11 protein-coding genes are annotated in these 12,881 nt (G+C 70.7%); 7 read left to right on the forward strand and 4 right to left on the reverse strand.

The genetic code is table 11. From position 1 onward, the window contains the following. Positions 1–43: 43 nt before the first annotated feature. Positions 44–1,051, reverse strand: coding sequence for a hypothetical protein (locus AB0411_RS09550; protein WP_366416689.1), 1,008 nt, complete (start codon positions 1,049–1,051; stop codon positions 44–46). Between the two features lie 406 nt (positions 1,052–1,457). Between AB0411_RS09550 and AB0411_RS09555 the strand changes: the two genes are divergently transcribed. The 5 genes from AB0411_RS09555 (at position 1,458) to AB0411_RS09580 (ending at position 4,358) form a co-directional block, all read left to right on the forward strand. Further along, complete coding sequence (locus tag AB0411_RS09555) at positions 1,458–1,994, forward strand: SigE family RNA polymerase sigma factor (protein WP_366416690.1); 537 nt, start codon at positions 1,458–1,460, stop codon at positions 1,992–1,994. 535 nt (positions 1,995–2,529) lie between these two features. Then, the gene (locus AB0411_RS09560) at positions 2,530–2,889 is read left to right on the forward strand and encodes an RNHCP domain-containing protein (protein WP_366416933.1); all 360 of its coding nucleotides are present in this window, start codon (positions 2,530–2,532) and stop codon (positions 2,887–2,889) included. A gap of 253 nt (positions 2,890–3,142) precedes the next feature. Beyond that, a complete protein-coding gene (locus AB0411_RS38095) occupies positions 3,143–3,604 on the forward strand; it encodes a hypothetical protein (RefSeq protein ID WP_437041535.1) in 462 nt (153 codons plus the stop codon). 195 nt (positions 3,605–3,799) lie between these two features. Then, complete coding sequence (locus tag AB0411_RS09575) at positions 3,800–4,159, forward strand: hypothetical protein (protein WP_366416691.1); 360 nt, start codon at positions 3,800–3,802, stop codon at positions 4,157–4,159. A gap of 16 nt (positions 4,160–4,175) precedes the next feature. Continuing rightward, positions 4,176–4,358 (forward strand): hypothetical protein, encoded by a 183-nt coding sequence (locus AB0411_RS09580; protein ID WP_159482010.1) that lies wholly within the window; start codon positions 4,176–4,178, stop codon positions 4,356–4,358. Positions 4,359–4,480: 122 nt separating this feature from the next. On the opposite strand, the gene AB0411_RS09585 is transcribed toward AB0411_RS09580, so the two are convergent. Then, positions 4,481–5,065, reverse strand: a complete 585-nt coding sequence (locus tag AB0411_RS09585; RefSeq protein ID WP_366416692.1) for a carboxymuconolactone decarboxylase family protein — start codon at positions 5,063–5,065, stop codon at positions 4,481–4,483. Between the two features lie 98 nt (positions 5,066–5,163). On the opposite strand from AB0411_RS09585, the gene AB0411_RS09590 reads away from it, so the two are divergent. After that, the gene (locus AB0411_RS09590) at positions 5,164–5,520 is read left to right on the forward strand and encodes a winged helix-turn-helix transcriptional regulator (protein WP_366416693.1); all 357 of its coding nucleotides are present in this window, start codon (positions 5,164–5,166) and stop codon (positions 5,518–5,520) included. Between the two features lie 55 nt (positions 5,521–5,575). Here AB0411_RS09590 and AB0411_RS09595 read toward each other — a convergent pair whose 3' ends face one another. Then, a complete protein-coding gene (locus AB0411_RS09595) occupies positions 5,576–6,493 on the reverse strand; it encodes a response regulator (protein WP_366416694.1) in 918 nt (305 codons plus the stop codon). After that, positions 6,490–10,731: a HAMP domain-containing protein gene (locus tag AB0411_RS09600; protein WP_403146154.1), complete on the reverse strand. Its 4,242-nt coding sequence runs from the start codon at positions 10,729–10,731 to the stop codon at positions 6,490–6,492. Before AB0411_RS09600 ends, AB0411_RS09595 begins: the two co-directional genes overlap by 4 nt. A 298-nt stretch (positions 10,732–11,029) precedes the next feature. Here AB0411_RS09600 and AB0411_RS09605 point away from each other — a divergent pair, with 298 nt between their 5' ends. Continuing rightward, a complete protein-coding gene (locus AB0411_RS09605) occupies positions 11,030–12,856 on the forward strand; it encodes a SpoIIE family protein phosphatase (RefSeq protein WP_366416696.1) in 1,827 nt (608 codons plus the stop codon). The last annotated feature ends 25 nt before the right edge of the window (positions 12,857–12,881 follow it).

The following is a 12,881-nucleotide window of genomic DNA, read 5'->3' on the forward strand; positions in this document are numbered from 1 at the left end:
GACCGGGGACCGGCCCGACCGCGTACCGACGCCGGCTCTCGCCCTACTGCGCGGAACCGGCCCTGCGACGCCGCACGACGAGTACGGTGCCGACGCCCGCGAGGACCGCCGCGCCGCCTGTCGCGGCGACGGTCCGCAGCGCGTCGGAGGATCCGGTCTCGGCGAGCTTGCCGGAGACCGGGAGCTCGTCGAGTGTGCCCTGCGGCGAGAGGTGGTGCGCGGTCTTCTCCAGGGGACCGGCCGTCCCCCGCCCGCCGTCCTTCCCCAGCGGACCGGCCTTGCCCGGCTTACCCGGCCGCCCCTTGGCGTCCACGACCTTGCCGGGCCGGCTGCCGGCGGGCAGAACCGTGAAGTTGAACTGGCTGATCTTGTCGAACCCGCACTGGCCGTCCTCGCCGTACGAATGGCCGAGGGTGAAGAAGTAGCCTGCGCCCGCCTTCGCCTTCCCGCCGATCTTGATGCGCATCTCGGCGTCCGCGTACTCGCCCGGCTTCAGGCTCTTGATGGTGGCGAACTCGTCGTTGTCGCGGAACGCGGCGCCTTCGCCCTCGATGGGCTTCCACTTGCCGGTCGCCGGACTGAACCACTGGACCGTGACGGACAGTTCGGCGACGTCATCGATCTTCGGGTCGGCGGTGCCGAGCATGAGGGAGACATCGGTCTCCATCACCTTGATCGTGGAGACATTGGTGACGCGGTAGGTGAACCCGTGCCAGCCGGAGCCCGCGACGATCTTGCTCGGGAGTCCGCGCAGCCCCGTCTTGCCGCGGTCCTCGTCGGGTATCCCCGAGCAGAAGGCCGGGCGGGTGTAGGTGGCGGACGGCTCGGCGCCCGGCTTCGCCGACGCCTCGGAGGCGGCCGAGCCGGCTGCTGCGGCCGAGGGTGATGCCGATGCCGATGCCGATGCCGACGCGGTGGCGGCGGCCGCCGGGCGGCTTTCGGCGGCCGCGGGCGCCCCGCCCGCCGCGTATGCGCCCGGAGCCGAGAGCAGTGCCAGGGGGCCGAGGACAGCCGTGACAGCTGCGGTCGCCAGAACGGGGTGAAGCTTCATCGAGGCCCTTCGTACGGAGTGGGACGGCCGCCACGAGGGGCGGCGTGCGCGCTGTGACCGCGCATGATCGGATACGTGACCCGTGAACCGGTCGGAAGGTTGCTCACGGCAGGATCGCCCCCGCGCCGCACCCAGTACCCAGGGGGTACGCGCCGTCTCGACCCGCAGAGGGAACTCAGGGGAACTCAGGGGCACGCGCCGCCGCGCCCCGCAAAGTGAATTCCGGGAAATGCGGACGAACGAGCCGTCCCGACCCGCAGTGGGAACTCAGGGGAACTCAGGGGAACGCAAGGGCCCGTCCCCCCAGAGGAGGTGGAGCCGGCCCCACCCGTACAACTTGAGTCGGATAGCGCTTCGGCACCCTGGGGCGATCCGCCCGACGATCCTCGCTCCTAGCGTGGTCCACATGACCACGCCAGTGTGCACAAGCGCTTCGACCGCCGCTGTGTTCCCGACATTCTCGTCCTATGTACGGGCCCGGGGGCCGGTCCTGCTGCGCACCGCGCGGTCGCTGTCCGCCAACCCGAACGACGCCGAGGACCTCCTCCAAACCGCCCTGGCCAAGACCTTCGTGGCCTGGGACCGCATCGAGGACCACCGCGCCCTGGACGGCTACGTCCGCCGCGCGCTGATCAACACCCGCACCTCCCAGTGGCGCAAGCGCAAGGTCGACGAATTCGCCGTCGACGAACTGCCGGAGCCGGACCCGCTGCCCGCGCCCGACCCGGCCGAACTCCAGGGCCTGCGCGACGCGATGTGGCGCGCGGTGATGCGCCTGCCCGCCCGCCAGCGGGCCATGGTCGTCCTCAGGTACTACGAGGACCTGAGCGAGGCCCAGACCGCCGAGGTCATGGAGGTCTCCATCGGCACGGTCAAGAGCGCCGTCTCCCGTGCCCTGGCCAAACTCCGCGAGGACCCCGAACTCGGGATGCTCTCGGCCTGATCCGGCCCCGCAGTACCCGGTCGGGCGCCCCGCGCAGGCACCTCCTACGCGCCTCCGCCGCGTCTCGGGCCGCCCCTCCGCTCCCGCCCTGCACAAGCCGCCCGACCAGCACTCTTCCTCACGACCGCGGGCCCCCGAATACGATGGGGAGAGCCTCCGGGGCCACACCGACCGGCCACGGAGAACCAGCAGATCAAGGAGGTGGCGTGATCACGATCGAGCATGCCGCTGCTGACGCTGCCTGACGGGGGACGACGCCGACGGCAGTGAGACCGGACGGACACCTACCGGCGGCACGTGGCACACCCGCGTGACAGTGGCCGGGACAAATGCACAAACCCGGTCGTGGTCCGGATCCGGAGCTGCAAGCGCACTCCGGTGAAGCTGGAGCCGGAAGTAATCGCCCGCCTCAGAGCGGCGGTGAACCGCGTCACTCCCCGGTCAAGCCCGCGACCCCTGCTCCGGCAGGGGGAGAACGAACGGAACCCTGCGCCTCCGAGTTGAAGACCCCTTCGACTCGCTGAGGAGCAGCACCATCAGCAGAACAACCGAAAACACCGGCTTCACCTGCGAAAACTGCGGCAAGGCAGTCGCGCGGTTGGTCAACGGAAGCTACCGCAACCACTGCCCGCACTGCCTGCATTCGCTGCACGTGGACATCGTGCCCGGAGACCGTGCCCACGACTGTCGCGCGCTCATGCGCCCGGTCGCCGTCGAGCACCACTCCGCCAAGGGCTACATGATCGTCCACCGGTGCACCGGCTGCGGCGCCCGCCACCGCAATCGCATGGCCGACGACCCGCACCAGGGCGACGACCTCGACACCGTCCTCGCCCTCATGCGTCTCGGCCCTCCCGAAGCCGGCCACACCAACCGGCGCCAGGCACACACCTGACGTCCCTGCGGCTCCCGCCCACGGCGGGGGCCGCTCTTCTGCTACCGCAGGCGCTCCATACGCAGCACGGCCTCTGGGGGGCAATGCCTGGTGCTGCGCGACCGGCCCGCGTAGCGTGCCGGGGTCGTGCCCACGTGCCGGGGTCGCGCCCACGTGCCGGGTGAAGTGCCGGTGCAGAGGGGCTTGGTCATAAAAGCCCACGGTTGCCGCGACCTCGGCCGGGCGCCGGCCGTCGAGCCCCGTCGTACAGAAGATGACCGAGTGTCAGCATCCCGGCTACACGATCGTCGGCAACCACCTCACCCAGCACCGGTCCCTGTCCGGTCCGGCGATCGGGCTCGCCGCCCACACCCCGGCCGCCGCCCTTCTCGCCCACCTCCGCCACGACGATCCCCGCCTGCTGCTCTCCGTGCGGGACATCGAGCGGCTCACTCCGCCCGTCGCCGCCTGGCTGGAGTGCGGGGCCTCCCCGGAGGCCGTACGCGCCGCCCTGACGACCGGACTCCCGGCCACCCTGCGCCGGCCGGCGGCCCTGCTCGCCCGCGCCCGTCCGGCCCCGCTCACCGGGCCCGGACGGGCGAGGGGGGAGAGACGGCTCCGCCCAACTCGCCCGGGAGTGCGGGCAGCTCGTCGCTCCTCTCGTCACCCCACTCATCACCCGCTCGTCACCCGCTCGTCACCCCAGGCTTCGCCACTGCCCCGTGCCCGCCAATAATTGGACATTGAGTATCAGTCAGCCGAAAAGCGAAGATCGACTGCACGCGCGAGTTTCACAAAATCGTCAAGCTCAAGATCCGCTCAACCGGGTTTCCGGATGCCTAATACGGCTAGTACGTTTGTGCGTGGCAAAGAGAGCGCGGCATCTGACCAATGTCCGCGCCGAATAATGAAGTTGAATCGGGGAAATTCAATGAAGAGCCTTGTCTCGGGTGCGATGTCGGCCGTCATGCTGGGAGGCATCGTCCTCGCCAGTGGCACCGGCGTGGCCTACGCGGAGTCGAATCCGCGGCCCGTGGCTCAGTCGAACATGGTGAACCCCATCGAAGAAGCCCGTTCGATGTGCATCATGTCCAAGAGCAAGGACGACTGCGCCTACCTGATGCACAACACCAAGATGATCAAGATGGTGAAGAACTGTCTGATCAAGGGGGCGATCGGCGGGGCCGGTGCACTGATCGTCGGCCGGTACGTCAGCAAGGACGTGGCCAAGGACATCGCGAGCAAGACCGTGGTCGCCGGAGCCACCGGCTGCCTCTCGTCGCTCGCCTGAGGCTGAGGAAATTCTGATGGCCAAGATTGCATTTACTCTTCTCTGGGCCGGCGTGGTCATCGCGGTGAACCGAGCGCTCGATGACGTCATCTGGGCCCAGTATCTGGCGCTATTCGTCCTCGGGGGAATTTACGCCTTTACTGTCAACAAGGTGCCGGGGCCTCGTGGCAAGAGCGCTCACGAAGGCCCGGAAGCGTAGCTTTCTTGGCGTCACGCGTCCTGAATCGGGCCGTGTCGGCGGTGTCCATGGGGCGCCGTCGGCACGGCTTTTGGGTGGTGCCGCACGAAAGCGGCCGACGGGCCGGGCCGCCGGGGGTGTCGTCACGGTGCCTGGTGCGCCGGGCGCGGGAAATCATGGAACCGCGGTGCACCGGGTTCCGGGGCGAGCCGGGTGGCGCGGGCGGTGAAGCTGATCGCGTGGTACCAGCCGCACAGCATCAGCAGGTCCAGGAGCTGTTCCGGGTCGAACTCGGCCGCGAGCCGCTCCCACAGGGCGTCGTCGAGATCGTGGTGGGTGTGCAGCGCGTCGGCGGCGTCCAGGAGCAGCCGGTCGCGTTCCGTGGTCCAGCAGGGGTCCGCGCTCGATCCGTGCGTCAGTGAGCCGATCTGCTCGGGAGTCAGCCCGGCGCGCGGGGCGAAGCGCGCGATGTGCACGCCCCATTCGTACTCGCAGCCGCACAGGGCGCAGATGCGGTCGATGATGACCTCGCGGTCCCGCAGGCCCAGGCGGAGGCGCCGGCTGAGCTGGTACGAACCCCAGCCGTGCAGCGCCTCGGCCAGCGGCACATGGCGTGCGTACATCCGGAAGAGGGTGAGGGGCTCCTCCTCGCCGGGCATCATGCGGCGCAGTACGGCGGCGGCCTTGGCGGGGTATGGGGCGTCGAGCGGTGGTATCCGGGACGGCATGCGTCCTCCCTCCATCGCTTCGAATTTCGAAGCGCCTGCGGAAGGCTAATGTTTCTGAAACCGAAGCGCCACCCTCCCGGCGAAGGACGGCAACGACGATGACGGCAGCACCGAAACCCCGGCACCCCGTACGGGGCTCCACCACCGGCCGCCCGCTGATGGCCGCGCTCGACCTCTTCGGGCGGCGCTGGACCTTGCGCATCCTGTGGGAACTGCGGGGCGGGACCCTGGGGTTCCGCCCGTTGCAGCAGCGGTGCGACGGCATGTCCTCCAGCGTGCTGCGGCAGCGCCTCACCGAACTCCAGGAAGCCCGGCTGGTGGAGCGCGACGCCGAGGGCGGCTACGGCCTCACCCCGCTCGGCAAGGGCGCCTCCGACGAGCTACGGGGGCTGTACCGGTGGTCCGAACGCTGGGCGGCGGAACTCGACGAGGTGCCCGGCGGGAAGCCGGACTGAGGCAACGGCGGCCGCGGCCCTGCCCCGTCAGCGGCCCGATGCCGGGCGGCAGGCGTCACGTACCCCGGCTCACCATCAACCTGCCGACGGCCTCCTCCAGTTCGGTGATGCGGTCGGCGAGGCGCTCCTTGTCGGAGCCCTTCGCGTCGCGCAGGAGGAGTTCCACCTCGGCGAGCTGGCCGGCGATCTCCGCGAGGCGGGCGGCGTCACCCGCGGGCGCTGCCCCGGGCTGCGGGGGCGGCTCGGGGGGTGCGGGGGCGCCGGGGCCCTCCGGCGGCAGGGGCGGGTGCGCGGTGTGCTGCCCCGTCTGCTGCCCGGCCGTCTGCTGCCGGCCCTGCCCCTCGCTGCCCTGGGGCGCCGGTGGTGGAGCCGCCGCGGCGGACGGCGGGGCCGAAGCCGCCTCCGTGGTCGACGGTGTGGCCGGAGCCGAGGTCGACACCGCGGGCGCGGGAGGGGGAGCCGTTTCCGTATCGCCGGCGGCCGTCGTCGTGGCTGCCGGCGGCGGGCCCTCGCCCCCGGGGCGGTCCTCCGAGGTCAGCAGGCGCTTCAACTGTTCGGCCTGGGCCGCCAGTTGGCGGTTCTTGCGGTGCAGGTCCAAGAAGACGTTGACCTTGGTGCGCAGCAGCCAGGGGTCGAAGGGCTTGATGAGGAAGTCGGCGGCGCCGACCGTGTAGCCGCGGTAGGCGTAGTTCGGGTCGACCGAGGCGCCGGTGAGGAGGATGATCGGGACGTCCTTCGTCTGGTCCAGGCCCTTGATGTTGGCGGCGGTCTCGAACCCGTTCATGCCCGGCATCAGTACATCGATGAGGACGACCGCGAACTCCTCGCGGAGCATGGCCTTGAGGGCCTCTTCGCCGGAGCGTGCCCGGACCACCTTCTGGGCGAGCGAGCCCAGTACGGCTTCCAGCGCGACGAGGTTCTCCTCCATGTCGTCGACGATGAGGATGCTGGACGAGGTGTCCGGTGCGGTCATGAGGGCTCCCCCGTCGCTGCCTGGCCGTCGTCACCGGAGCCGCCGTCGTCATCGGAGCCGCCGGCCTCCCCGGAGTCGTCGCCGTCCCGGGCGCCGTCGCCCTCGCCGGGACCGTCGTCGTCCCGCGGCACCGGATTCGTGTCCTCCGGGTCCAGGAGCCCGCAGATCACGGTCAGCAGCCGGTCCACGTCCACCGGCTTGGGGATGTAGTCGTTGGCCCCGCTCTCGATCGCCTTCTCGCGGTCGCCCGGCATGGCCTTCGCGGTGAGCGCAATGACCGGCAGGTCCGCGAACCGTGGTGCTTGACGGATCGCCTTGATCATCTCGTAACCATCCATTTCGGGCATCATGATGTCCATCAGCACCAGCGAGACGTCCGGCGTCCGGTCGAGGACCTCCAGGCCCTCGCGGCCGTTCTCGGCGTACTTGACGCTGATGCCGACCCGGCCCAGTACGTGCGTGAGCGCGAAGACGTTGCGGATGTCGTCGTCGACGATGAGGATGCGGCGCCTGGCCAGTACCTCGCCGGGGCGTCCGCTGAGCCAGTCCTTGAGGCGGGTGGTCTCGGGCCAGGTGACATCACCGCCGTCGGGGGAGGCGGCGCCCAGGTGCGGTGCCTGTTCGTGCTCCTCCGTGGTGGGGAAGACATCGCCGGACGTGGGCGAGCCGCCGGAGGTGGTCGCGGGCGCGGGCGTGGCCGAGAGCTGCTCGGCCAGGACGGGGCGGGCGGGGCCGGCCTGTGCGGTGCTGTCCGCGGGGCGGGTCGCCGCGGTGGGGCTCGGCGCGGGGAAGGGGCCGGTGTAGCGCGCGGGCACGTACAGGGTGAAGGTCGAGCCGACGCCCGGCTCGCTCTCGGCGATGATCCGGCCGCCGAGCAGCGCGGCCATGTCGCGGCTGATGGACAGGCCGAGACCGGTGCCGCCGTATTTGCGGTTGGTGGTGCCGTCGGACTGCTGGAACGCCTCGAAGATGCCGTCGAGCTTCTCCGGGGAGATGCCGATGCCGGTGTCCTTCACGGAGAGGGCGATGACGTCGTCGGCGGTGCGCAGGGATTCCTCCTCGAAGTCCGTGCCCGGTACGCGCTGGACGATGAGTTCCACGCTTCCCGAGGAGGTGAACTTCACGGCGTTGGACAGGAGGTTGCGCAGGATCTGCTGGAGGCGCTGTTCGTCGGAGAAGAGTTCCTTGGGGACGTCGTCGCCGACCGTGACGTCGAAGGTGAGGCCGCGGTCGACGGTGAGCGGCCGGAAGGTGGCGCGCACGTAGTCGAGCAGCTTGATCAGCGGCAGGGTCTTGGGGTGCACGTCCATCCGGCCGGCCTCGATCTTCGACAGGTCGAGGATGTCGTTGATGAGCTGGAGGAGGTCGGAGCCCGCGCGGTGGATGGTGACGGCGAATTCGACCTCCTGGGTGGAGAGCCGGCCGTCGGGGTTGTCGGCGAGGAGGCGGGAGAGCACCAGCAGGGAGTTCAGCGGGGTGCGCAGCTCGTGCGACATGTTCGCCAAGAACTCCGACTTGTACTGCGAGGAGGTGGCCAGGAGCGCCGCTTTCTCCTCCAGCTCGGCGTTCGTCAGCTGGAGCTCGTCGGAGCGCTGGCGCAGCTCGGCGGTCAGCCGCTGGGACTCCGACAGCAGCGACTCCGTACGGGAGTTGGCGATGATGGTGTTGATCGAGACGCCGATGGTGTTCACGAACTGGTCGATGAAGGCGAGGTGGACCTCGCTGAACCGGCTGAAGGAGGCCAGCTCGATCACGCCGAGCACCTGGTCCTCGAAGAGGACCGGGAGGATCACGATGCTGGCCGGGGCCGCGGCGCCGAGCCCGGAGCTGATGGTGATGTAGTCGGGCGGGACGGCGTCGACGACGATGCGCTTCTTCTCCATGGCGGCCTGGGTGATCAGCCCCCAGCCGGGGGTGCCCAGCCGCAGCCGCGGCAGGGAGCGGCGGCCCTCGGGCTGGCCGGTGCCGTAGCCGGCGATCAGCTCCAGGCCCTCGCCCGGTTCGGCGCCCGCCTCGGCCAGGAAGAACGCGCCGAACTGCGCGTTCACCAGCGGGGTCAGCTCGCGCAGGATCAGGTCGGCGACCTCGACCAGGTCGCGGTGGCCCTGCATCAGGCTGGCGATACGGGCGAGGTTGGACTCCAGCCAGTCCTTGGCGCGGGTGGTCTCACGGAGGTTGGCGACCATCAGGTTGACGTTGTTCTTCAGGGCCGCGACCTCGCCCTGCGCGTCCACGGTGATCGAGCCGGACATGTCGCCCTGGGTGACGGCGCTGGCCACCTCGGCGATCGCGCGGACCTGCGTCGTCAGGTTCAGCGCCAGTTCGTTGACGCTGGTGGTCAGCCGCTTCCAGGTGCCGTAGACGCCCTCGACCCGGGCCTGGCCGCCGAGCTGGCCCTCGCTGCCGACCTCGCGGGCCACCCGGGTCACCTCGGACGAGAACGACGACAGGGTGTCGACCATCGTGTTGATGGTCGTCTTCAGTTCGAGGATCTCGCCGCGGGCGTCGACGTCGATCTTCTTGGACAGGTCGCCCTTGGCGACGGCGGTGGCGACCTGGGCGATGTTGCGGACCTGGGAGGTCAGGTTGTCGGCCATGGAGTTGACGTTGTCGGTGAGGTTCTTCCAGACGCCGGAGACGCCGTGGACCTGGGCGCGCCCGCCGAGCCGGCCCTCGGTGCCGACCTCGCGGGCCACGCGGGTGACCTCGTCGGCGAACGCCCGCAGCTGCTGGACCATCGTGTTGACGGTCTCCTTCAGCTCCAGGATCTCGCCGCGGGCGTCGACGTCGATCTTCTTGGACAGGTCGCCGTTGGCCACGGCCGTGGTGACCTGGGCGATGTTGCGGACCTGCGAGGTCAGGTTGAGCGCCATGAAGTTGACGTTGTCGGTGAGGTCCTTCCAGACCCCGGAGACGTCCCTGACCTGCGCCTGACCGCCGAGGTTTCCTTCGGTGCCGACCTCGCGGGCGACGCGGGTGACCTCGTCGGCGAAGGCGGAGAGCTGGTCGACCATCGTGTTGATCGTCGTCTTGAGTTCGAGGATCTCGCCCTTGGCCTCGACGGTGATCGTCTTGCCGAGGTCGCCCTCCGCGACGGCGGTGGCGACCAGAGCGATGTTGCGGACCTGGGACGTCAGGTTGTCCGCCATGAAGTTGACGCTCTCGGTGAGGTCCCGCCAGACCCCGGACACGCCCCTGACCTGCGCCCGGCCGCCCAGCCTGCCTTCGGTGCCGACCTCGCGGGCGACGCGGGTGACCTCGTCGGCGAAGGCGGAGAGCTGGTCGACCATCGTGTTGATCGTCGACTTCAGTTCGAGGATCTCGCCCCGCGCGTCCACGGTGATCTTCTGGCTCAGGTCGCCGTTGGCCACGGCCGTGGTGACCTGGGCGATGTTGCGGACCTGCCAGGTCAGGTTGGACGCCATGAAGTTGACGTTGTCGGTGAGGTCCTTCCAGACCCCGGACACACCCCTGACCTGCGCCCGGCCGCCGAGCTGCCCCTCGGTGCCGACCTCGCGGGCCACCCGGGTGACCTCGTCGGCGAAGGCCCGCAGCTGGTCCACCATCTTGTTGACGGTGAGCTTCAGCTCCAGCAGCTCGCCGGTGGCCTCGACCGTCACCTGCTGGGTCAGGTCGCCGGTGGCCACCGCGGTGGTGACCACGGCGATGTCGCGGACCTGCGCGGTCAGCCGCGACGCCATGGTGTTGACCGCCTCGGTCACATGGAGCCAGTCGCCGGAGAGCCCCTGGACCTTGGCCCGGCCGCCCAGCCGGCCCTCGGTGCCGACCTCGCGGGCGACCCGGGTGACCTCGCCGGTGAACAGCGACAGCTGGTCGACCATGCGGTTCACGCCGCTGCCCAGCCGGCGCAGATCGCCGCGGAGCTGGCGGTTGCCGTCGTGCAGGTCGACCCGCTGGGTCAGATCGCCGTCGGCCACCGCGTCCAGCACCCGGGTCGCCTTGGCGAGCGGGACCACCAGCGCCTGGAGCACGGTGTTGGCCGCCTCGATGTTCGTGGTCCAGGTCCCCTGGCCGGGGCTGGCGGAGATCCGCTCGTCCAGCCGCCCCTGCCGGATGATCTCGCCGCGGACGCGTTGCAGCTCGGAGGCCAGGTGGGCGTTACGGGCCACGACCTGGTTGAAGACGCCCGTCATGTCGGCCACCACGCCGTCCGCGGCGGAGCCGTCCTGCGGGATGTCCACACGTGCGCTGAAGTCCCCGTCGCGCAGCGCGTTCATCGCGGCGAGCAGCGGGCGCAGCTCACTGGTCCGCACCCACTGCCCGTCGTGCGGGGAGGCGGGCTGCGGGGGCCCCGTGGGCCCGGAAGGCTCTGGGGGCGGAGAAGCAGACTCGGGCCGGGACGGGTCGAGCGCCATGACACACCATCCCCCCAGTGATCGAAGCGGAGAGCGCCAGTCGTGCAGGGTGATCCATTTGGGCAGATATGACATAGTATAAAGCGCTTGTAATGAGTTTTTCCCGGCTTATTCAGGGGGCGCAGTGGTACCGCTGTCCTCCCCGCACACGACGGAATCCGTGTCCCGGAAAGGGCTGCCCGCGAACCAGCTCGCGGCCGCCGGTGCCCGGAAATTCGTGCGCGCCCTGCTCACCGAGCGGGCGACGGCGCCCTCCGCCACGGCCGGGCCCGGCGCGGCGGCGATCAGCGCGGAGCTCATCCACGACGCCGTCCTGCTCACCAGCGAGCTGGTCACCAACGCCGTGATGTACGCCGGCACCGATATCGACGTGACCTGCCGCCTGGAACACGGCGGGCCCGACCCCGAGGGAAACGGCGAGCGCCGCCCGGCCAAGGTGGGCGTGGTGGTCGAGGTCTCCGACCGCCACCCCGCCCGGGGCGTACGCGGCGGGGTCGACGCCCGCACCGGAGAGCCGGGGTACGGGCTCCAGCTGGTGAGCGCGCTGGCGGAGGCCTGGGGCGTGACCTACCGCCGGGCCGTGAAGACCGTCTGGTTCCGGCTGGAGGCCACCGAGGGCGAGCCGCTGCGCCCCCGCGCCGTGCCCTCGCGCGAGTCGCGCGCCCCCGCGATGCCCGTGGCCCCGGCCGGCCCCGCGGCCCCGCGCCGCCGCCCGCACGGGTTCGCCGCCGAGTGGGCCGACCGCGGCGGCCCGTCCTTCCTCGCCGAGACCAGCGAGCTGCTGGCCGGGCAGCTCGACCAGGACATGGTCACCGCGCTCGCCGCCCAGCTGCTGGTGCCGCGGCTCGCCGACTGGTGTGCCATCTGGCTGACCACGGAGGGCGGCGGCGTGCAGCTGTCGCGGGTCTGGCACGTCGACGAGCGGCGGATCGCCCCGCTCCGCGACGAACTGGAACGGGACCCGCCGTCCGACATCATCCGCACCGCCGGCACCCCCTGGCCCTGGCCGGAATGCGCCGGTGCGTCCCCCTCGGGCGGGTCGGCGCTCGCCTTCCCCCTCGTGGCCCGCGACGTCGATCAGGGCATGCTGCTGCTCGGCCGCGCGGGCCACCTCCAGATGACCGACACCGTGGTGCGGATGGTCGAGGACGTGGCACGCCGGGTCGCCCAGGCCGTGTACACCGCCCGCCAGTACACCCGGCAGACCACGATCAGCCTGGCGCTCCAGCGCCGGCAGCTGCCCGCGACGCTCGCCAGCATCGTCGGCGTCGACACGGCGATCGTCTACGAGCCGCACGGCGAGGGGCAGACCGTCGGCGGCGACTTCTACGACGTCTTCCCGATGGGCGAGCGCCGCTGGTGCTTCCTGCTCGGGGACGTACAGGGCAAGGATCCCGAGGCGATGTCCGTGACCGGTCTGGCGCGCCATCTGGTGCGGCTGCTGGCGCGCGAGGGCCATGGCGTCGAGTCGGTGCTCGGCCGGCTGAACCTGGCCATGGCCGAGGAGAGCGCGGAGGCGGTGGAGATGGGCGGCGAGCAGGCCACGTCCCGCTTCCTGAGCCTGCTGTACGGCGAGCTGGAGGTCGATCCGGGCGTCCCCGGCGCCCGCTGCACGGTCGCCACCGCCGGCCACCCGCCGCCGCTGCACATGTTCGTCGACGGCAGCGTCGAGGCGGCCTCCGACCCGCAGATGCTGCTCGGTATCGACGAGGGCACCGAGTTCCACGCCAGCTCCTTCGTCCTCGCGCCGGGCGAGACGCTGCTGTGCGTGACCGACGGGGTCACCGAACGCCGGTGCGGCAACTGGCAGTTGGACGACAACGACGGCCTGATCGAGGTGCTGCGGGACGGCATGGGGCTGGGCGCCAAGGCCCTCGCCGAGCACGTACGGCGCGCCGCGCACGACTTCGGCACCGGGCCCGTCGAGGACGATCTGTCGGTGCTGGTCCTCCAGGCGGTGACCCCGGCGGCCGACCGGCGCTCGTGAGCGGCCGGCCGGCGTGCCCGGGACG

This window comes from Streptomyces angustmyceticus (genome assembly GCF_040701845.1).
In the GTDB taxonomy this organism is placed as follows: Bacteria; Actinomycetota; Actinomycetes; order Streptomycetales; family Streptomycetaceae; genus Streptomyces; species Streptomyces angustmyceticus_A.